General features: G+C 69.4%; 13 protein-coding genes and 1 pseudogene. 4 read left to right on the top strand and 10 right to left on the bottom strand.

What is annotated here, in order from left to right:
* Both OG552_RS00005 and OG552_RS00010 read right to left on the bottom strand, forming a co-directional pair.
* On the bottom strand, positions 1-634 hold a 634-nt coding region (locus OG552_RS00005), incomplete at its 3' end, for a DUF2397 family protein (protein ID WP_329128440.1).
* 428 nt (positions 635-1,062) lie between these two features.
* Positions 1,063-2,322 carry a site-specific integrase gene (locus tag OG552_RS00010; RefSeq protein ID WP_329128443.1) on the bottom strand — a complete coding sequence of 420 codons (1,260 nt, stop codon included), beginning with the start codon at positions 2,320-2,322 and terminating at the stop codon, positions 1,063-1,065.
* Positions 2,323-2,424: 102 nt separating this feature from the next.
* On the opposite strand from OG552_RS00010, the gene OG552_RS00015 reads away from it, so the two are divergent.
* Positions 2,425-2,733: a transposase gene (locus OG552_RS00015; protein WP_329128445.1), complete on the top strand. Its 309-nt coding sequence runs from the start codon at positions 2,425-2,427 to the stop codon at positions 2,731-2,733.
* Complete coding sequence (locus tag OG552_RS00020; protein ID WP_329128447.1) at positions 2,730-3,650, top strand: IS3 family transposase; 921 nt, start codon at positions 2,730-2,732, stop codon at positions 3,648-3,650. Before OG552_RS00015 ends, OG552_RS00020 begins: the two co-directional genes overlap by 4 nt.
* 61 nt (positions 3,651-3,711) lie before the next feature.
* Here OG552_RS00020 and OG552_RS00025 read toward each other — a convergent pair whose 3' ends face one another.
* The 4 genes from OG552_RS00025 to OG552_RS00040 all read right to left on the bottom strand — a co-directional run bounded on the left by OG552_RS00025 (position 3,712) and on the right by OG552_RS00040 (position 10,970).
* Positions 3,712-9,093: an ATP-binding protein gene (locus OG552_RS00025; protein WP_329128448.1), complete on the bottom strand. Its 5,382-nt coding sequence runs from the start codon at positions 9,091-9,093 to the stop codon at positions 3,712-3,714.
* A 395-nt stretch (positions 9,094-9,488) separates the two neighbouring features.
* Positions 9,489-10,409 carry an IS3 family transposase gene (locus OG552_RS00030; RefSeq protein WP_329128447.1) on the bottom strand — a complete coding sequence of 307 codons (921 nt, stop codon included), beginning with the start codon at positions 10,407-10,409 and terminating at the stop codon, positions 9,489-9,491.
* Complete coding sequence (locus OG552_RS00035) at positions 10,406-10,714, bottom strand: transposase (protein WP_329128445.1); 309 nt, start codon at positions 10,712-10,714, stop codon at positions 10,406-10,408. The genes OG552_RS00030 and OG552_RS00035 overlap by 4 nt, the downstream gene beginning before the upstream one ends.
* 118 nt (positions 10,715-10,832) lie before the next feature.
* Positions 10,833-10,970, bottom strand: coding sequence for a hypothetical protein (locus OG552_RS00040; protein WP_329128449.1), 138 nt, complete (start codon positions 10,968-10,970; stop codon positions 10,833-10,835).
* Between the two features lie 380 nt (positions 10,971-11,350).
* On the opposite strand from OG552_RS00040, the gene OG552_RS00045 reads away from it, so the two are divergent.
* Complete coding sequence (locus OG552_RS00045; protein ID WP_329128450.1) at positions 11,351-11,491, top strand: hypothetical protein; 141 nt, start codon at positions 11,351-11,353, stop codon at positions 11,489-11,491.
* Between the two features lie 474 nt (positions 11,492-11,965).
* Here OG552_RS00045 and OG552_RS00050 read toward each other — a convergent pair whose 3' ends face one another.
* The gene (locus OG552_RS00050; RefSeq protein WP_329128451.1) at positions 11,966-12,154 is read right to left on the bottom strand and encodes a hypothetical protein; all 189 of its coding nucleotides are present in this window, start codon (positions 12,152-12,154) and stop codon (positions 11,966-11,968) included.
* Positions 12,155-12,424 (bottom strand): hypothetical protein, encoded by a 270-nt coding sequence (locus OG552_RS00055; protein ID WP_329128453.1) that lies wholly within the window; start codon positions 12,422-12,424, stop codon positions 12,155-12,157.
* A 187-nt stretch (positions 12,425-12,611) separates the two neighbouring features.
* Here OG552_RS00055 and OG552_RS00060 point away from each other — a divergent pair, with 187 nt between their 5' ends.
* Positions 12,612-15,920 carry an NACHT domain-containing protein gene (locus OG552_RS00060; RefSeq protein ID WP_329128454.1) on the top strand — a complete coding sequence of 1,103 codons (3,309 nt, stop codon included), beginning with the start codon at positions 12,612-12,614 and terminating at the stop codon, positions 15,918-15,920.
* 88 nt (positions 15,921-16,008) lie between these two features.
* Here OG552_RS00060 and OG552_RS00065 read toward each other — a convergent pair.
* Positions 16,009-16,959, bottom strand: a pseudogene (locus tag OG552_RS00065) (IS481 family transposase); the annotation flags it as partial.
* Positions 16,960-17,110: 151 nt separating this feature from the next.
* Entirely contained in the window at positions 17,111-21,031 is a 3,921-nt protein-coding gene (locus tag OG552_RS00070; RefSeq protein WP_329128455.1) for a Kelch repeat-containing protein, read from the bottom strand.
* Between the last annotated feature and the right edge of the window lie 114 nt (positions 21,032-21,145).

Consider the following 21,145-nt stretch of genomic DNA (forward strand, 5'->3'; position numbering starts at 1 on the left):
TGGCATAGTCGACCAACAAACCCTTGAGGTCCCCGGTGCGTTCCTCGTCCAGGTCGAACCGGTCGGCCAGCGCCATCAGCGCATCCTCAGCACCGACCAGGGCAGCATCCAGGTCGTCATGGCTGGTGAACACCGCACCCACCGCATCCACGCACGCACGGTCCAGGCCGCCGATGACAGGCTCCCTCTCCCCCAGTGAGGCGGCGAGGGATTCCAGGTGGGTGACGATCCGGTTCAGCGACGCGATCGGGATCTCCCGCACCGTCGCCGTCCCGGCCAGGACCTGCCGGTAGAAGCGCTGGACGTGTCGGCCTGCGGGGCTGGCGGTGTAGCGCCAGTTCCGCGCCAGGATCTCCACATACCGGCGCGCGTTGCTGTGATCCGAACGCGGCGAGACCGCGCCCAGAGCGTGGAGCGCGTTCAGGCGCGTCTCCACCACACGCGTATCCAGGCGAACTCCCGCAGCCGACAGCGCTGCCGTCACCTCAGCTGCCGTCAGGTCGGTCACCGATCCTTCAAGCACATCCATGATCGCGATGTACTCGTCGGACTCGGGACGCACCAGATATCCCACAACCCGCCGCGCATCAGACACCACCTCAGCTCCGGCGAAATCCTGCTCTTCTTGCGTCACCACTCCCCCTCCGTACTGCCACGGGCCACATTCCCGGCCCGTATGTGGAAAGTAGACGCCGCCACTGACAACCGCCCCGAAAACTTAGGAAATCCAGGCTCACCCCTCTTCGTGCGTGACCTGAATTCGTCGGCGGCAGCCACCAGCCAACGGCCGCCATCGGCCCGCACCCTGCTCATCGCGTATGTGGAACAAGTGTCCCCAGCAGGGGCCTTGACCTGCCCGAACTGGTACCCGAACAAGATCTGAGGCCGCCAGGAGCGTTACGCCTGCGCGGCAACGATCGGTGCCGTACCGCAGACCGCTCATCACGCGAGATCCAGCCAGACTTACACGACAAGCAGCCGGCAGCAGATACGGAAGAAGCGCGTGCAAGCTTCAACTCCAGCACATTCGATAAAAAGTTCGAATATAGCTTCGCGTGGGAGTCACTCTTGGATGTCGCGCAGAGCGGCTGCAATGAGCTGGTTGGCATGGTGTTGGTGGCCTCGCAACGGCTTGGCGTAGATGCGGTAGAGCACTGTGAGGCTGTGTCCGGCCCGTCGAGCCACTTCGGCCGGGGGAACCCCGGCGGTGATCCACAAAGAGATTCCTGCGTGGCGCAGGCCGTAAGGGACCTGGGCGAACGGGGTCCCCACGTCGTCGGGAGGGAGGGCGTGTTGGCGGGCGACACGCCAGGTGCGGCTGTACTCGTTGGAACTCACGCGACCGCCTCGTACCGCGCGGAAGAGCCGACCGTCCGGTGCAGTGCCGTAGCACTCGATGTGGGTGCGCAGCAGGCGGACGAGATGAGGCGGGATGGGGACGGTGCGGGTGGCGTTGCGGGCACGTCGTTTGAGTCCCCGAGTGTCGTGGGGGTGACCGTCGTCGGTCCAGCCGGAGCCTGCTTCGGGATGGCTGCGGGCCAGGACGAGTTCGCCCCAGGCATGCGGACCTTCGCGCGTACTGGGCAGCAGGCAGTCCCGGTGGGTGAGCGCAGCGGCTTCGGCCGGCCGCACGGCAGCGTAGTAGAGACAGCCGAAGAACGCCTCCAGGTGCGCGCCACGCACCCCTTGCGCCCCTACGGCACTGATCAGGCCCCGGGCCAGAAGCGGGCCGGGCACGTAGCGGAAGTCGACCTCAATGTCGACCAACGGCAGTTGCCAGTCTGCCTTCGGCAGCGGGTTGGCCTCGAGCCGGTCGCAAGCGACCGCGTAGACCAGCGCGTTGTTGAAAATCATCCTCCTGCGCCGGACGGTGTTCTCCGCGGCCTCGCTTCCGTCGAGCTTCCGCGCGAGCGCCTCCAGGGCTCGGTGCAGGTTCTCCTGCCTGGCAACGTCTGCCAGCGGCATCGAGTGGCTCGCGATCCAGTCCAGGCAGCACGCCACGTCCCCAGGGGGCTCCTCCGCATCCCTGCGCGGCACCCACACCCCGTCTCCGCCCCGAGTCATGCGGAACGCCCACCCGTACAGCGCCGCGCGCAGGCCCGCCGGGGCCTGACGCAGTGTGGATGACGCGATGAGGGGGATCGTCACGGTGGCAAGGGCCTCGGCGATGCCCGCCCGGTGCTTGGCCGAGGCGCGCGGCCACTTCCTCCGTACATGCTCTACAGCGTGTTCGAACCAGGTGATCCTGTTTCTCGCGCGCAGTTCTGTGACCGGCAGCCCCGTGGCTGTGTCGAATTGCTCGCCCAGCCGTAGCGCCGCCATGAGTTCGGCCCGTCGCCCGTCAGCTTGCGCCTCTGAGGTTCCCCCGAGATGCGGGGAAGGGTGACAGCAGGTCAGATGGGTCTCATGAGAGGAGCCCTGACGATGCCTGCCCCGAGGAAGTACCCGCTGGAGTTGCGTGAGCGTGCGGTGCGGATGTACCGGGCGGCCGAGCCGAAGCCGGTGATCCGCCGCATGGCCGAGGATCTCGGTGTCCACCACGAGGCCCTGCGCAACTGGATCCGCCAGGCCGAGGCCGACGCCGGCGAACGGGAGGACGTGTTGACCACTGCCGAGCGCGAGGAGTTGGCCGCCCTGCGCAGGGAGAATGCCCAGCTCAAGCGGGCGAACGAGGTCCTGCGGACAGCCTCGGCTTTTTTCGCGGCCCAGCTCGACCCGACCCGGCCCAGGTGACCGCGCTCCTCGATGAGCACGCGCACCTGGGGGTCGAGCCCGTACTCCGGGAACTGCACATCCCCTCGTCCACCTATTACCGCTGGCGCCAGGCAGAAAAGGAGCCGTGTGAACGGCGCCGTCAGGACACGGAGCTGACCGGCCGGATCCGGCAGGTCCATGAGGAATCCGGCGGGGTCTACGGCTCGCCCCGTGTCCATGCCGTCTTGAAGCGCGGTGGAGTGCACGTCGGCCGCAAACGGGTCGAGCGCCTCATGCGCGAGGCCGGTCTCGTCGGCATCAGCCCCCGCCGCGGCAAGGGGTTCACCCGCCGCGATCCGGACGCCGATCTCGCCCCTGACCTCGTGCAACGCGACTTCACCGCGCCCGCGCCGAACCGGTTGTGGGTCACCGACCTCACCATGATCTCCACCGGGGAGGGGCCTTTGTGGCTGTCGGCGATCCGCGACGTGTTCTCCCGCCGCGTCGTGGCATGGGAGACCTCCGCCCGCGCGGACGCGGACCTGGTCCTGTCCTCGTTGGAGTATGCCCTGGCCAGCCGTGAGGTCGCCCCGGGCGAACTGGTCCACCATGCCGATCACGGCTGTCAATATACGAGTATCAAGCTGACGACGCGGCTGGTCAGAGCGGGTATCCGGGCGTCCATGGGCTCCGTCGGGGACTCCTTCGACAACGCCCTGGCGGAGAACCTGTGGATGATCATTAAGACCGAGTGCATCCGCGGCCGCGTCTTCGCGACCAGGGCCGAAGCCAATCTGGCGCTCTTCGAGTACATCGACGGCTTCTACAACCCCCGACGCATCCAAAAACGCCTCGGCTACCTCAGCCCGATCGAGTTCGAGGAGAAGCGCTACGCCGACCAGGCAGCGGCCGAACCGGTGAACCTGAAACCACGTCAACCCGCCCTGACCAGCTAGTCAGCCACTCCCGCACAGCGGGGGAACCTCAGGCACCGGCAGGGTCCCGATCTGCATGTGTTCACTCGGAGTACGGCGCGAGTCGGGACACTCCAGCAACGACGAGTGCGTCAACTACCCGCTGCCAGTCGGTGGTCATGCCTGCGTCGGCGACAGCCTGGCGAAGTTCGATCAGCCATGACGTGAGCAGGAATGTCCGGTTCGCAACCTGGCTGGGGTGGGCGAGGACAAGGTCCGCCACCCACTGAAGGCCGACGCGTGCCTGGTCGTCCGCTGGCAGGGGCTTGAGGAAGCCGACGAGCTGGTCCACGCACGTGGCGTGACCCTGGGCGTGGGGCAGCCATTGGGCGACGGTGTCCTGCCAGGCGAGCGGCTCCCACCAGACGATGGGCTGGTCGTGGACTTCCCGGTACAGGTAGGCGATTTCGGCGGCGGGGTTGGGCAGGAGCGCGGCGAGGGCGGAGTTGTACTCGTTCCTGCCGATGAAGGGTGTGTGCCCGGAGGCTTCCAGGGCGATCACATGGGCGATCACGGTGGGCCACATACTCCGTGCGGTGGCTGCCCTGTCCGCAGACTCCTCGGCAGCTGAGGACAGTGCACTCAGGAAGCTGCCGAGGAGTGTCGGGTGGTCAGCGTAGGCGTCGATGTGCTGGAAGACGGGTGCGTCCTGGCCTGTGCCTGCCACGGTGAGCACCGCCCGCGCCGCGATCAGGGCATGGGTGCCGCGATGGTCCATGTCGCGCTCCGAGGCCAGCAGGGCGCGTCGGTGCGTTGCAAGAAGCACGGTGAGGAGTTCGCCAGCCTGGGCGGAGATGCAGATTGATGCCGCCGCGGCTGGGCCGAGGGCCCTGATCGCCCCATCGAGGCGGTCCACCAAGATGGAGTCAGCAGCGGCCTCAGCGAGTGCGTCGGAGACCGGATCGTCGAGGGTGACGATGGCGCGCCGGCCGGTCTGCGGGTCCCAGGTGCCGAGGACGCAGTCGCGCATGGTTTCGACCGCCAGTTGGAGGGCTGTTGCGTGATGGCAGGTGCTGTCGCCGGCTGTGCAGGTTGCCTGCCAGACAGGGTCGAGGCCGCGGGCCAGGTGCACGCGTACCTCGTTGGCTAGGCCCCGCGCCAGCTTGCTCGCTGCGGCGGCGGCCTGACGGTATGCGGTGGAGCCGTCGCTGCCGTCGACATGGGCTCGCAGCGTGGCGGCGGCAGGCAGAAGGAGCAGCGGGAGTGCTCGTGCGGCGGTGCGGTCGGCCCCCTGCTCGTAATAGGCCTCCTCAGAGTCGAAGGGGTGCGGTGAGACCGCTCCCTCCCCGATCCGAAGAAGTGTCTGGGCGGCGAAGCGCAGGTCGTCGGTGGGCAGGTCAACACCGTTCACGAGGTGTGCTGTGAGTGCCGCCGCGGCGACCGCGGCGGGCGCTTCCCACCGGTCGTCGGAGTCGGAGGACGAGCTGTCGATGAGTTCCCGGGCTGCTGCCAGATCGCCGGCCAGGTCGTCAGCACTGAGATCTTCGGCCTTGCCGGTTCTGGGATGGACGTAGTAGCGGACGCTGAGCCGCAAGGCTTCGTGGACGCGTGCCAGGTCCGTGTTCTTGGCCTGCAGGGCTTCGACGACGTCGTCAGGGGGGTTGACCTGGATCTGCAGGCCCCCTTCCACGTGCTGCGCCTGGTAAGTGTCGCGGTCCAGGGCACTGGCCCAGGCGCGTACAGGGTGAAGCAGTTCCTGGACCCTTTCCTCACTGGTCTCGCCGAGGTCCCCCATGGCCAGCCGCCGGGCCGTTGCGACAAGCTCCTGCCCAACCAGCCGCAGCTCCTGCGCGCGCTGGTCGTCAGCACGCAGCACCGTCGCCATGGCCGTTTCCCGCAGCGACCAGCTCCGGCGCTCAGGAGCGGTCAGATCGTCGGCGGCCGCCCTCAGCCCGCTCGATTCGTGGACCGTGCGTGTGAACTCCAGCTTCCACACCATCGGTTCGGCAAAATAGCGGTCCAGCAGACGGTCGTCGTGTTCGAGATGGCGGATGAGCAGGCCGACGACGAAGCCGACCATCGCAAGGTTCTCGCAGTCCTCGAGCAGGACGGCAACCATGGCGGCCACGGAAATGTCAGCCTCGACCATGCGGTCGCACACCCGCTCCAGCGCTTGGAGTGCGCTCATGCAGGGATAGGGGCCGACACCGGTTCCGCGGTACCAGAGCCACACGTGCGGGTCTCCGACGTAGGTACGGCGAGCCCCTGCGACGTCGAGTTGTGTCCGGTAGGCGCTGACGTCGTGATCCGTGGACGGGGCGCCGTACTGGCCGAGGCCTGCCAGGGTGCGGGCGCGCGCCAGCGCGGCGTGGTTGAGCAAGCGGTTCAGCACCGCGACGCCGGTGCGGAAGTCCGTCTGGAACAGCGCCATGAACGGGCCGCGGTACCAGGCCGCAAGAGGGGCCACTCCGACCCCGTGAGCGGTGTGATGGCGGATGCCGTCCTCGTGGAACCCTGACCCGTCTTCGTCGTCGTTGAGGTAGTAGGCCTCGGTCAGCTCGGCCAGGAAACCACGCCGGTAGGTTGCCAGTGCCCGGCCGGTCAGCACCTCTTCGACGGCGGGGCCGGCCCATGCCGGTGCGTCCCTCGCTACCCGGCGCAGGACCGCCTCGCCGTCCTCACCGAGATCCGGTCCGAGCAAGGCCAGCAGCTCAACCATGAGTTTGTCGGAGATCTCGCGGGGGATCTCGGCGCGCGCACGACGGCGGGCACGCCGGCGCCCGTTTCCTGTCAAGCGCAGCAGCGGCTGCCGCGCGAAGTCGTCTTCGCCTTGGGCTTTGCGCGGCGGCCGTGCCGCCTGCTCGTCCTTCAGCTGGCGATCGGCTGCGCCGCAGGCAGCGAGTAGACGGTCGTGCAGCCTGATCCGCAGCGGATAACCGGCGGGGATATTCGCGAGGATGACCGCGTGGAGCCAGTCGCGCAGGATGCCTTGAACGTGCTTACCTTCCCGCCAGGGCTCCTCCTCGTCGAGCAGCAGGGCGATGAGCGGTTCGACTGCCACGATCCGCACCAGCCCCGCTTCGTCGTGCAACCGCTGGTCCACCAGACGAATCAGTCGCCGCAGGCCGGCGTCCGGTTCAGCACGCAGCACAGGCCATGCCTCGCGCAGCACCGGGTCGGGCGCTCCGAGCGTCAGGAGCGCTTCACCGGGCACGTCTCCCCAGCGCTCCCCGTGACCTGCCGCGACCAGATCGTCAAAGGCCTGCTGCAAGCGGGCGAACCTGCCGCGCGCAGGCGCCCTCTGGCTGTCGGGGGCGGCAAGGCGTGCCTGGCACGCAAGCCGTGCGGCACCCAGCGCCCAGCGCGGCACGCCGGCGTCGACCAATACCGCCGTGGGGTGGGGAGCCGACAAGAAGAGCCGGGCGATCGCATACCGGCGCACCTCGTCGTGTGCGAACTGCGGGCCGATAGCGAACGGGGCGTCGGTCTCTGTGCGCAGCAGACCGTCCTGGCGCAGTCCGGCAAGAGCCGTGGGATCGATCGCTCCCACGACATCCAGGGCATCTCCCTTGCCGAGTTCCAGAGCGGCCAGACGCAGAAGCGCGACGTTCCGGGCGTCCGGGGTCCCGCGTTCAGGGCGTCCTGGGCGGAGTACCAGTCCCGACCACGCCTGCTGCATGGCGTCGGCGTCGCTGAGGGGCGTGGCCTTCACGCCCCCTCGTACCAGCAGGTCCACCACGACGGGCCGTCGCAGCAGCTCCCGTGACCGCGGGTCGGCCGCGAGGGCCGACAACTCTTCGAAGACCGCGACAGCTTCGGTCACCTGGGCATCGGTCAGCAACGGGACCTCGAAGCCGGCTACCTCCCCGGCACAGCGGTCACTGATGGTGTCGTGGACGATTTGCTGGGCGTCGTTCGCGGTGATGGCGACGATTTTGACCTCGGCCTGGATGGCGGCGTCGATGAGGTAGAGGAGGGTTTCCAGCCTGCCCTCAGCGAGCGCGTCCGCCCCGTCGATGACAAGGATCCGCCGAGGGGCGCTCAGCTCCTTGAGGAGCGCTGCCAGCGAGGTACCAAGTACAGACTCCGCTTCCACGGTGGTGACGGGGAGATGCCGCAGGTTGATACACGCCACCTGCAGGCGGTCGGGGTCTTGTGCAGCGTCGGTGAGCGTACGGACGACCAGGGCGCTCTTGCCCACGCCGGATTCGCCGTGCACGACGACCGCAGTCGCCTGGGACTCCACCAGCTGAAGCAGCTGGTGTGCCGCATCGCTACGGTCAAGGTGCACCGTGCGGCTGCGGTCCTCGGTGGTGATCTCGTCGCGCACCCACGTGAGCGCGCGTTCGTGGAGGTGGCCGAGCATCCGCCATCCTCGCCGGTGACGGCGCACGGCCGAGTCGAGGACCTGGTGGGCGTCGCGCCGCAGAAGACTCAGGTCGACGGTGGCGGCCTTGGGCGAGTAGTCGTCGGCCAGAGCGACGAGCCGCTCCCGCAGTCGCGTGGCCCCGTAGAGGTCGGTGCCGCGGGCAACGCGGATGAGTGAGTTCGTTACGGGGGCCCAGTCCAGTTCGTCCGGGGTCTCGAGTCTGGGCATGAGCACGGTCAGCCGTGACAGCAGCTGCCAGGTGCGCTGCTCAACAAGCTGCGGGCTGGGATCGGTGGCCCCGAGTGCAGCCAGAGCGAGTTCGACGAGCTTTTCGATGTGGGTAAGGCGTGCCCGGACGTCAACGTGGAATTTCCGGTGCGTGCGCAGGAGGCCGAAGAAGTTGGGCGCGTCCTTTTGCACGGTGGCCTCGGCTGCAAGTACTGCCAGTTGCTCCGCGTGCTCCTGCCGGCCTGCGACGACCAGTGCCGCTCGGTGTTCAGGCCCGTCGCTGGGCGCGTCGACGACTTCCTGAACAAAGGTGCGGATGAGCTTTCTGCTCAACTCGTTGCTCTGCACGAGGTCGGGTGCGCGGCGCACAGCGACGGCGAGCACCAGGGACGGCTCCGGCTCATCGGCGCGGGCGGCATGGAGGACAAGGTCGTCGACCGCGTGCTCTGGTGCTTTCTGGAAGGCCACACTGACAACTGACCGGCTGTCGCCCAACTCATCGGCGCCGTCGCCAAGAAGCAGATGGGCAAGGTACTGCACAGCGACCTTGCGCTCGAAAGTGACGCCACCGCCGCCGGTCGCGTACGGGCTCATACCGGTAGGCGTCGCAGTGTCGGCGGCGCTCGCCCGGGTCTGCTCCAGCCATGTGCGCAGCGTGTCGCTGTCGGTGTTGAGATGCCACTGCTGGGAACGCCCGACCTGACTCGAGGCGGCGAGCCCGGCCTCTCGGAGCTTGTCCAGCGCCGCCGTTGCCGTGGTCGGGGACACCCCCAGGGCCGTTGCCACCTTCCGGCCTGACAGGGGCACGGTCGTGGCGGCCAGCGTTTCCAGGGCGCGGTATGCGTTCTCGCCCAGCATGCCCCGCAGCAACTCGACAGTTGAGGTCACGCCACCACGCTATCAGTGTCCTGATAATCTGGACACGTACATCACTTGCGCGGTCGTGAAGCCCTCGCACGTGAGCCAGACGGCGACACGGACCCAGTACTGGCAGCGACCATGCAGTCAGAAGGACTGGGCTCCAGAGGGGCCCGGGCCAGCGCCCGGCCCACCGCAGGGCAGTCGGCAGGCTCAACAGTCGGGATCGCGGCGCTTCTTGTGGGTGTCAGGTCAGCGTCGCGGTGAGCGAGACTCTTTCGAAGGGGTCATCGAAGAGCGCGGAGGAGATGAGCCGGGAATCGAGCGGGTTCTTCGACCACGCTTGGGCATCGGCGCCATGGGGGGTGTGGCCGAAGTCGGGTTCCTGGAAGACTGAGGTTCCCCCGCTGTGCGGGAGTGGCTGACTAGCTGGTCAGGGCGGGTTGACGTGGTTTCAGGTTCACCGGTTCGGCCGCTGCCTGGTCGGCGTAGCGCTTCTCCTCGAACTCGATCGGGCTGAGGTAGCCGAGGCGTTTTTGGATGCGTCGGGGGTTGTAGAAGCCGTCGATGTACTCGAAGAGCGCCAGATTGGCTTCGGCCCTGGTCGCGAAGACGCGGCCGCGGATGCACTCGGTCTTAATGATCATCCACAGGTTCTCCGCCAGGGCGTTGTCGAAGGAGTCCCCGACGGAGCCCATGGACGCCCGGATACCCGCTCTGACCAGCCGCGTCGTCAGCTTGATACTCGTATATTGACAGCCGTGATCGGCATGGTGGACCAGTTCGCCCGGGGCGACCTCACGGCTGGCCAGGGCATACTCCAACGAGGACAGGACCAGGTCCGCGTCCGCGCGGGCGGAGGTCTCCCATGCCACGACGCGGCGGGAGAACACGTCGCGGATCGCCGACAGCCACAAAGGCCCCTCCCCGGTGGAGATCATGGTGAGGTCGGTGACCCACAACCGGTTCGGCGCGGGCGCGGTGAAGTCGCGTTGCACGAGGTCAGGGGCGAGATCGGCGTCCGGATCGCGGCGGGTGAACCCCTTGCCGCGGCGGGGGCTGATGCCGACGAGACCGGCCTCGCGCATGAGGCGCTCGACCCGTTTGCGGCCGACGTGCACTCCACCGCGCTTCAAGACGGCATGGACACGGGGCGAGCCGTAGACCCCGCCGGATTCCTCATGGACCTGCCGGATCCGGCCGGTCAGCTCCGTGTCCTGACGGCGCCGTTCACACGGCTCCTTTTCTGCCTGGCGCCAGCGGTAATAGGTGGACGAGGGGATGTGCAGTTCCCGGAGTACGGGCTCGACCCCCAGGTGCGCGTGCTCATCGAGGAGCGCGGTCACCTGGGCCGGGTCGGGTCGAGCTGGGCCGCGAAAAAAGCCGAGGCTGTCCGCAGGACCTCGTTCGCCCGCTTGAGCTGGGCATTCTCCCTGCGCAGGGCGGCCAACTCCTCGCGCTCGGCAGTGGTCAACACGTCCTCCCGTTCGCCGGCGTCGGCCTCGGCCTGGCGGATCCAGTTGCGCAGGGCCTCGTGGTGGACACCGAGATCCTCGGCCATGCGGCGGATCACCGGCTTCGGCTCGGCCGCCCGGTACATCCGCACCGCACGCTCACGCAACTCCAGCGGGTACTTCCTCGGGGCAGGCATCGTCAGGGCTCCTCTCATGAGACCCATCTGACCTGCTGTCACCCTTCCCCGCATCTCGGGGGAACCTCAGGGCAACGTCAACCGCTGGGCAACCAGCGACCCTGTAACCGACGAGCAACTACGGATCTGGTACGTAGCCCTCACCCGCGCACGCCGCCTCGCTGCCCTGGCCGTACCCGAAGACGAGGCAGAGCCCCTCGTCCAGCTCCTCACCGCCCACCACGTGCCCGCCACGATCATCTGAGACCAAGCGCACTCGACCATCACCTCAGTGCAGCCACTACCCCCAGCCGAGAGTCGGGCGAAGCCGGCACGCCCTACGGGCAAGCCGCGAACCGCCGCCGGCCGGTGCGGGCCGTGCAGTTTGTCGGCTTGTGGCTACACACGCAGGCCAGGGCACTCCACCGATCAAGATCATTTACCCGAGACTCAGCGCCGATCTAAGCGCCACCTCAACGAGATTGAGTCCAAGGTCTCACAATTAGACTCCTCGCAGGTCAGACGTCATACCTACCCCAAGACAGCCCGCATCGCCGGAGGTCGGCACTCAATCTCAATATTTGAGTCCTCGCAGGTCAGAGACTCATACATGGCATGATCCGCACCATCCCAACTGAGACGACATAACCGAAGACGGTGGAGAAAGCCGTCGAAGGTACGCCGGACGCGCAGTGGCCAGCGGCGTGCCGCGCGGGCACGATCTGCGCGGGCCTGCTCGGCGGCCAGGTGCTGCCCGGTGACGGGGATGGGCGTTTCATCGCCGAGCGCCTGCAGTGAGCAGCCGTCGTAGATGCAGCTTGGAGCGCAGCCCTCCAAGCGGCGGTCAAGGGTGCCGGTGGTCAGTGATACAAATGCGCGCCGGTGTCAGCGATTCCTCCCGGCGCGGTCGTCATGGCCACGAACTGGGTCAGCTGCGCGGCTGCGGCGTTCGCAAGGAGAACACGAAGACGTTCTCCTTGCGACGCAGAGGGTGGTCATTGGGCAGGCCGGTGATGTACGCGGCCGCCCCGTGGCCGATCGCCGTACCCGCAGAATGCCCCGCGTGCGGACACACTGGTTTCGCAAGCGGCCGGGACAAGACGGGGGAATACGGGGAGGTCTGGTTCCTCCCCCGGCACTTCGGGTGCCGCCTGTGCGGTCTCACACTCACGATGTGGGAACTCGACCTCGCGGGAATCAAGGGCCAGATACCCAACGACGACGAAGAGCCCGACCCGGACTGGGAACCCGACTTCGAGATGTACTGAGGGCTCAGGCGGACGTCCTTCCGCCGCCCGTGCCCCATCGACCGAGGAACTCGGACAACGCGCGGCGCTGCTGTTCCTCGCGGGCGATCTGCTGCGCGGGGACGTCGCGGTCGATGTACGGGTCGACGGCGGCGAGGACCAGGCGCTGGAGTTCGTCCGCCTCCAGCGCCTCCACCTCCCGTGCACCGGGCACTCAATGTCGAAGCCGTAGGCGGGCGAAGGGCGGCCACCTCGGGCCGCCGCGCTTGCCCTCGGTCGCCAGGAGCCCGTACGCGCGCATCTGCTCATAGGTGAGCAGCACCCGGGTCACCGAGCTCCAGCAGCCGGTGCGCTCCACCCGGTCCCGCTCGATGTCCTCGCCCGAGCAGTCGAAGTCGCCGACCGCCAGGAGCACGGCGTCGCGGGGGTCGGCGGTGACTCGGTCGCGGACGACGTCGGCGTAGGATTGGGAGCCGAAACCCACAACACACCAGGCCAGCCGGCACCCCACACACCAACAAGCCCCCTCGAGCGTCACCCGCGGTCTGTCGGCTCCCGCCCGTACTACCTCCCGAGTCGCCGTGTGTCCCGAGCCGCCCGAACCCTAGGGTGGCGGCCCCCGCGGCATGGCAGGCTGCTGAGCCGCGGGCTCAAGGGGAGGGAGATCGGGCATGGCGGCGCGGCGGTTGATCGGGTACGGGGACGCGGTGGTGCTGCTGGGAGGCGACCCCGCGGGGCTGGCCGCGCTGGACGAGGCGCTCGGCAGTGCGCTGGGGCTGGCCACGGGCGGGGCGAGCGAGACCGTACTGAACCTGGCGGGGGCGCGGGGCCGGATCCTGCGGCTCGGCCGGGATATGGTTGGAAGCCTGCGCGAGCGGCTGGGAACGGCCGACCGGACGAGCCGCAGCGAACGTCTCGCGGCCGCCCACGCGGTGCTGGTGGTGACCGCGTACTTCGAGGAACTCGCGGTGACCGAGCTGCCCTTCGACTGGGCGGAGGTGCGGCTGACCCGCCGCGAACAGCTCGCCTTGGCGGGCGCGGCCGAGTCGACCGCGCGCGACTTCGTCCATGCCCTCACGGCCGCCGCCCCGCCGATGCCGGCGCCCCACATCCCGTACGAGCGGGTCCTCGATACCCTCGCGAGCTGGTATGGGGACCTGGGCGCGCGGCTGGAAAACTTCCTGTGCGGCCTCGCCCTGTGGGACCGCCTGAACGAGAACGGGCGGCGCGCGACCCGTGAACAGATCAGGGGAGCCGCGGGCGGAGCCCTGCGCCGCTACGAGGAGCTGTACACCCGCCTGGCTGGCGAGATCCCCGAATTCGCCTTCTGGACACACCAGATGGAGCACCAGACCACCCGCGCGACCGTACGCGAAGCCCTGGCCGGCGTGGCGTCGCTCCTCGCCGGGCTGTCGGCGGGTGCGCCCCCGGTGGACGTGGCCGCGGCCCTGTCCACCGCCGCCCGGGCCGCGCTCAGCCGCCCGATCCTCGCCGATGGCGACGTGCCGACCGGCGTGGGCCTGCCAACGGTCGCCGCCGGCTACCTCGACCCGCGCTTCCGGGTGCGGGCGGTGGGCGGCGACGGCGGCGGCCCGGCCGACGAGGCGTGGTGGACCCGCGCCGACGAGCGCGAGGACCTGAGCGAGTACCTGGCGGGCGCGTTAACCAGCCCAGGCGCCACGGCCGCGCCCTTGGTCGTCCTCGGCCAGCCCGGTGCCGGCAAGTCACTGCTGACGAAGGTCCTCGCTGCCCGCCTGCCCGCCGCGGGCTTCCTGCCGGTCCGTGTCGTACTGCGCGAGGTGCCCGCCGAGGCAGACGTCCAAGACCAGATCGAGTACGCGATCCGGTCAGGGACAGGCGAGCGCGCGACCTGGCCGGATCTCGTACGGGCGGCCCCCGGCCTGGTCCCGGTCATCCTCTTCGACGGCTTCGACGAACTCCTCCAGGCCACCGGCGTCAGCCAGTCCGACTTCTTGGAGCGGGCCGCCGCCTTCCAGCAGCGCGAGGCCGATCAGGGCCGGCCGGTCATCGCGCTGGTCACCACCAGGACCGCCGTCGCCGACCGGGCCCGCTTCCCCGAGGGCTCGGTCGCCTTACGCCTGGAACCCTTCAGCGACGAGCAGATCCGCACCTGGGTCGCGCTGTGGAACCGCACCAACGAGCGCTACTTCGCCGCGAACGGCCTCAGCCCCCTGCCCGCCTCCCTCGTCGAACAGCACCGCGACCTCGCCGGCCAGCCCCTGCTGCTGCTGATGCTCGCCCTCTATGACGCGACTGACAACGCCCTCCGGCGCAACGACGGCGTCCCGCTGGACGAAGCCGACCTGTACGAGGACCTGCTCACCGCCTTCGCCGCCCGCGAGGTCGGCAAGTCCGCCGTGGCCCCCCGGCCTGGCGAGGTGGCCGACCGGGTCCAGCAGGAGCTGGAACGCCTCTCCCTCGTCGCCTTCGCCATGCTCAACCGCCGCCGCCAGTGGGTCACCGCGGACGAACTCACGGCCGATCTCACCGCCCTCCTCGACCCCGGCCACCGCCCCGAATCCGGCTTCCGCGCCCCGCTCGACCAGGCCGAGATCGCCCTCGGCCGATTCTTCTTCGTCCAGCGCGCCCAAGCCGTCCGCGACGCGCGCCGCCTGGCCACGTACGAGTTCCTGCACGCCACCTTCGGCGAATACCTCGCAGTGCGCCTCGCCGTGAACCTCCTGTACGGCCTGCTCGACAGCCGCCCTGCCCTGCTCGTCTCCGGCCCCGCCCCGGTCGCCGACGACCTCCTCTACGCCCTGCTCTCGTACGTCCCCCTGTCCTCGCGTCAGATGCTCCGCTTCGTCCGCGCCCGTGTCGCCCACCTACCCGAGGCGGACCGCGAGGCGCTGGCGGACCTCGTCGTCCGGGTCATCGCCGCCAACGCGGTCCGCACCCGGCACGACCACGCCGACTACCGTCCCGCTCCGCAGAGCCCGACCTCCTCCCGGCACGGGCGGTACGAGGCAAATCTCATGCTGCTGATGCTCGCGCTGACCGGAGGTTTCACGGCGCGCCGCGTCTTTCCCGAGTCCGTCGACCCGCCGGGCACCTGGCACCGCCGCGCCCTGCTGTGGCGGTCGTCTCTCGACGAGGACGAATGGGCGGCCTTCGCGTTCTCGCTACACCTCAAGCACACCTGGGCGGGGACGCAACGGGAACTGGAGGTAGTGCCCGCGAGGGATCCGGCGGACGACCCGGAGCCTGTCGACCCGAACTGGCTGTACGGGAACCGGCCGGAGCGCGACGCGCCTGAACGGATGAGCTGGCGCAGGACCTACTGGAACGAACTGCCTCGGAAGATGGACGTCTCGGGCGGCACCAACGACTCCGTGGTCAGGCACGCCCTGGAGCCCGTGGTCGACCGCCTCGGGCCGGAGCTGATGACCTTCACCGCCCGCGCTGACGGCCGGGCGTCCTCGATCGCCCACGACGTGCTGCGGGTGCTGCTCGCCGGGCGGACGCGGTCGTCGGCGCGGCGGCTCGCTGACGCCTACCGGCTGTGTGCCGTCTGGCTGACGGACCCGTGGGCCGCCGGGGTGCGTCCGATGGTGCTCGGCCTGCTGGCCGACGACGCGGGCCGACTCCCCGCAGACCTGGTGGTGTCGCTGCTGCGGCCTTTGGACTCGGAAATCCTGCTCGAAGCCGCGGACACGGCGGAACTCGTACTGGTGGCAGCGGTGGCCGCCCTCGTCTCAGAGCCGCACCCCGCGGCCCGGGTCTCCCTGCTGGGCATCGCTCGCGACATCGTCTCGCTCCGTCAGACACATGACGTACGCGGGTGGCAAGCCTGGGTGACGGTCCACGATCACGGCTTGTCGGGCGCAGTCTTCGGTGGCCAAGCCTCCCAGTGGCTGCGCGGCCATGCGCTGGACGACCTGCCGCCCGCCCTTCGCCACCGGATCCACCGGATCGCCGCCGTCGACTACCCCGACGTCAGCTTCCCGTCTCCCTCGTAGCCCTGTCCCTTTGTCCTAAAAAAGCCATAGCAAACCGCACGAACAGTGACCACGGAAACGCTGAATGTGATGTGCTGGCCTGCGGCTGGGTGTATTGCCCGGTGAGGTTGGGGACGCGGGTGGCGGGTGGTTGGCCGCCCAGGGCGGTGTGTCCGCGGTGGTGGTTGTAGGTGTGGAGCCATCGTGGGAACGCCGCTCGGCGTTCGTCCTGTGAGCGGTAGGGCTGGGCGTAGGCCCGTTCGTCGAGGAGGGTGCGGTTGAGGCGTTCGACTTTGCCGTTGGTCTGGGGCCGGTAGGGCCGGGTTCGTTTGTGGGTGATCCCGGCCGCGGTGAGGGTGTCGCGCCAGAGCCGGGATTTGTAGCAGGATCCGTTGTCGGTCAGGACGCGTTCGACGGTGATGCCGACCGAGGCGAAGTAGGCCTGGGCGCGGGTCCAGAAGGCGGTGGCGGTCTCCTGCTTCTCGTCGGGGTGGATCTCGCTGTAGGCCAGGCGGGAGTGGTCGTCGACGGCGGTGTGGATGAAGCTGTAGCCGGCGCCGGAGCGGTTCTTGCGGCCGGCCTGGCGGCCGAGGACCTTGTGGCCGCCGCCGTCGGGGATGTTGCCGAGTTTCTTGATGCCGACGTGCACGAGTTCGCCGGGCCGGTCGCGTTCGTAGCGGCGTATGACGCGGCCGGTGGCGCGGTCCAGGCGGGCCAGGCGGGCCAGGCCGTAGCGGGTCAGGACCCGGTGGACGGTGGACGGGTTCAGCCCGAGCAGGTGCGCGATGCGGGCCGGGCCCCATCGGCGCGGGATGCGGACCTTGATGATGCGGCGTTCGGTGCGGGCCGGTGTCCGCCGCGGGCTGCGGTGCGGGCGGCTGGAGCGGTCGGTCATGCCGGCCTCGCCCGTGGTCCGGTAGCGGCTCGCCCACCGCTGGGCCGTGGTCGGTGAGACCTGGAAGCGCTCCGCGGCCCGTCGCAGCGGCCAGCCGTCGTCCACGACGCAGCGCGCCAGACGCAGACGACCGGTCTCGGTCAGGGGTGCATTACGGTGGGGCATGAGGGCCTTTCGCTCCGGTGGGACGTCGCAATCCACACCGAACCCGCAAGGCCCTCACCCGTTCAAGATCACCCGGCAGTGATCATCACCACTGTCCACAACCTCCCCGGACAGAACAGCTGAGGCGTCGACGGCCCCGGCACCGGGCACGTCAGCCCGCAGGGCTTCCAGGGTGGTGGGGCGGTGAGGTGACGTGGAGGGTCACCGCGGTTGGCGGAAGGGTGTACGGGGTGTCCGTGCCGAAGGTGAGGCGGGCCTCGTAGTTACCCGGGGCGGGCATCCGGGGGGTGTGCGCGTCCAGGGTCACCGTCAGCGTGGTGCTCGCCCCCGGCCGCAGGGTGAGCCGCTGGGTGCTCTCCCCCAGCCACGGCACGTCGGAAGCCGGGTCGACCGCGAAGCCCGGCAGATTCTCCACCGCCGAGGTCACGGCCAGCCCGCCGGTCCCGCCGCCGACCTTGTAGAACCCGAGCGCACCGCCACCGCGGTACGTGGCCGTGGCTGCGTTGGGCAGCGCGCTCCACGTATCCCTGTCCGGGTCGAAGGCAAAGCTCTGGTTGCTCAGGACGTCGCCGTCGACACCGCCGGCGACCACCAGCAGGCCGTTGGCCGCCGCGTACGCCGAGCCCCACAACGGCACCGGCATGTCCGCGAGCCGCGACCACGTCCCCAGCGCCGGGTCGTAGGCGTAAGTGTGGGCAATGTTCCCCGCGTTGGTGGCGCCGCCGGCGCAGTAGAGCTTCCCGGCGCTGGACGCGCAGGACGCCCAGGAAACCGGCTCCGGGTAGTCGGCGGCCCGGCTCCAGGTGTCGGTCACCGGGTCGTAGACATTGACGTCGGCCACGCCGCAGTCCACGTCGCAGCCCCCGACCAGGTACAGCTCGCCGCCGAGTACGGCCGAACCGGAACCCGCGTGCGGGCGCGGGTCGGGGGCACCCGTGGACCACGTACCGGAAACGGTGTCATACACCTCCAGCTTCGGGTCCGGGTTCTCCTCCGGGCCGCCCCAGCCGCCCGCGACATACAGCTTGTCCCCGATGAAGCCGTGCCCCGGCGCCTCACGGGCGTCGGCCGCGCCCGCGAGCTGCTTCCAGGTACCCAAATCCGGATCGAGGACGTAGAGGTCGTTGCTGTCACCTTCGCCGTTGACGGAGAACCCGGGGTCACCGAAGCCGGAGTAGACCTTCCCCTGGTGGCTGTCGGCAATGTTGTCCATCACAGCCGACGGCAGGCCGGGGGCACCCTGCCAGGCATTGACCGGGACCGGTGCCGTATGCCCGGCCGGCGAGGCACCGGCGGAGGCGGCGGGGACCCGGCCGAGGGGGTAGGTGCCCTTGACGCGCTGCAGGGGGGCTCCCTGCGCCGCGCCGGGGAGCATCGCGCCGGGCTGCTCCCCGAGCGTCAGCGTCGCGGTCGCCGTACCGGTGTTGGAAACCCTCAGCCGCCGCGTGACCTTGCTGCCGCGAGGCACGGTGGCGTCGATGCTGCCGGGTGTCACGGCGAGCCGGCCGGCTTTCAGGGAGTACGAGACCGCGGTGGTGCGGTCGGCCCGAACCGTCAACACCTCCGGGCGGTCGGTGTAGTTGCTCTTGACCGCGGTGAGAGTGTGCCTGCCGGGGCCGGGGACGAACAGCGAAAAGTACCCGTCATCGAGGGACAGGTCCTCGGGGGTGGCCATCGTCTGGGTGTGCACGGCCGCATCGCTGCCGTCACTGACCATCACACCCGCGGCCGCCAGACCGGTGTTGGCGTCCTTCGCGGTGCCCACGACCAGACCGCCGGGGGTGGGGGTGAAATCACGCTGCCCGACGAAGACGTCGTCAACGCCCCAGTACCACACGCCCGTTGCCGCGTAATGGAACCGCAGGCGCACGGCCTTGGCATTCGCGTAAGCGGTGAGCGGCACGACGACCGGTGTGGGTCCGGCGTAGTACACGTTGTCGTCAGGAGACCAGACCGCCGTCCAGGTGGCCCCTCCGTCGTCGGACGCCTCAACGCCGAAGTTCATCCGCGACGGGTTGTAGGTGTACATCGTGTCAAAGGCCAGTTCGGGGGTGTCCTGCCCGGTGAAGTCGTAGACAGGGCTGACCAGTTCGGAGTCCTGACGGGCATCCCAGCCGTAGTAGGTGCTGTCCACGATGGCGAAGGATCCCTGCCCGCCGGTGCTGTTGCCCTCGCCGGCCGGGTCGTCGAACTCCCAACCGCCCACGGCCCCAGCGGCGTTGGTGACCGTCCAGTCGTGCGGCGGGGCGGTGGACGAGTCGAACGTCTCGGTCCTGCCGGTCAGGTGGACGGCATAACCCGGAGCGGTGGCAACCCACGGGTCGGCGGTCGGCGAGAAGTCGGCGGTGAGTGGCTTCATACCGACGTGGATCCGCCGGGTGAGGGCCTGGTAACCGGGCGCGACCGCGGCCACGTCGAGCGTGAAGTCGGCGTTGCGCGGCAGGGTCACCTTGTAGACGCCGGTGACGGGGTCTGTCCAGATGGCCTCGGGATCACCGGCGACACCGATCCTGGCGCAGAGCGGCCAGCCGTGGCCCGAACCGTCGGTGACCTTGCCCGTGACCGTCGCACTGGGCACCGGGGTGACCGTGATGTTCCGGGTGACGGAGGCGCCGTCGGCGACCGGGACGTCCTTCAGGGTCCGGGTGGCGTACCCGAAAGCAGCCGCCGTGACCTCATGGCTGCCGGCCGGCAGCACCAGGGCGTAGTGCCCCGTGGCGTCGGTGTGGGCGGCATCCGTCCCGGAGGAGACCACGGCGCCGACGACGGGCTTGCCCGTAGTGCTGTCGAGAAGCGTTCCGGACAGCCGGCCGTGCGGCCCGGTGCGGAAGGACTGCAGGCCGTTCGGAGTGCCCAGGCCGGTGGGACCGTCGTAGCCCGCGGCGGCGCGGCACAAGTAGGCCGGGTCGCAGCCGCCGTTGCTCCCCGTGGTGACGTCGTTGAGCCCTTCACGGTCGGCATACGGGTAGGCGTTGGGGTACGTGCCCGGGACCGGGGTGGCCGCGTCCGCGTACACCGACGCGATGATCGGCGACGACACGCTGGTGCCACCGAAAACCGCCCAGCCGGTGCCGCCGTAGGTCTGGTAGACCGCGACACCCGTAGCCGGGTCGGCGACCGCGGAGACGTCCGCCACCGCGCGGTTGGCACATCCGGTGTCCTGCTGGAAGGCAGGCTTCGGCTCGTACAGGGAGCACCCGGAACCCGCCCGCCCCCAGGCCGCTTCGGACCAGCCCCGGGCGCTGTTCCCGTCACGGGCCAGCGAGGTGCCACCCACGGAAGTGACGAACTGTGAAGCCGCCGGATAGGCGACGCCGTAGGCGTAATCACCGGAGGAGGCCACGACGGCAACGCCCGGATGGTTGTAGTGGGCGTCGAGCGCGGTGGTCTCCGACGGGTCCTCGCCGCTGCCCGGGCCCGCCCGGTAGTCCGTACCGTAGGAATTGGACACGTACTTGGCGCCGAGCGCCACCGCGGTGTCAACGGCCGCGCCGAGGCTGTCGCCGCTCGGATCGTCCCCCTCCACCAGCAGGATGCGCGCGTTGGGCGCTATCGCCGAGACCATGTCGAGGTCGAGGGATATCTCCCCCGCCCAACCCGGATCCGGCTGCGGGTAGGAACTGCCCCCGCGCTGGTCGACCTTGGTGAAGCAGCCGCCGGCCGCAGTGCACGCCGGCAGCCCGAACTGCTCACGGTAGGCGGCGAGATCCGCTTCCGCCGCCGGGTCGTCGTACGCGTCGACGATCGCGACGGTCTGGCCGGCGCCGCCGTCAGACGGAAGGTTGTAGGCGCTGAGCAGGTCACCGGGGCCGTACCCGGCGGGCGCGGCGGCCCCAGGGGCCGCGGCAGGTCCGCGCAGGTTACGCGCCGCGGACACGTCCGTGCGGCGCAGCGCGAAGCAGGCGAACCGGCCTGGCTCCGGCGTGCCACACACCGGCTTGTAGGACCCCGCGGCGCCGCCGCCACCCGCCGGCGCCGGACGCGCGGACGCCGCCGGCGCCTGCAACCCCCAAACAGCCACCGCGACCGCGCCGAGCAGTGCGAGTACGCCCGGCACCCTCCGTCCCCTCAAGGGGGCCGGCCTTCCTTCTCTACGCACCAACCACTCCCACGGGGATTCGTCACAGAACGCCCCTCGCGCAACACGGGATCACAAGGAGCACTGAGGGCACACAGTGGAACCAGT

The organism is Streptomyces sp. NBC_01476 (assembly GCF_036227265.1).
Lineage (GTDB): Bacteria > Actinomycetota > Actinomycetes > Streptomycetales > Streptomycetaceae > Actinacidiphila.

What these genes read in the sequence shown, in the direction of transcription:
- OG552_RS00010 (WP_329128443.1), bottom strand. Translation starts at nt 2,322, where the DNA reads ATGGCGGCGCTACGGCTGGGCGAGCAATTCGACACAGCCACGGGGCTG.
- OG552_RS00015 (WP_329128445.1), top strand. Translation starts at nt 2,425, where the DNA reads ATGCCTGCCCCGAGGAAGTACCCGCTGGAGTTGCGTGAGCGTGCGGTG.
- OG552_RS00035 (WP_329128445.1), bottom strand. Translation starts at nt 10,714, where the DNA reads ATGCCTGCCCCGAGGAAGTACCCGCTGGAGTTGCGTGAGCGTGCGGTG.
- OG552_RS00060 (WP_329128454.1), top strand. Translation starts at nt 12,612, where the DNA reads ATGGCGGCGCGGCGGTTGATCGGGTACGGGGACGCGGTGGTGCTGCTG.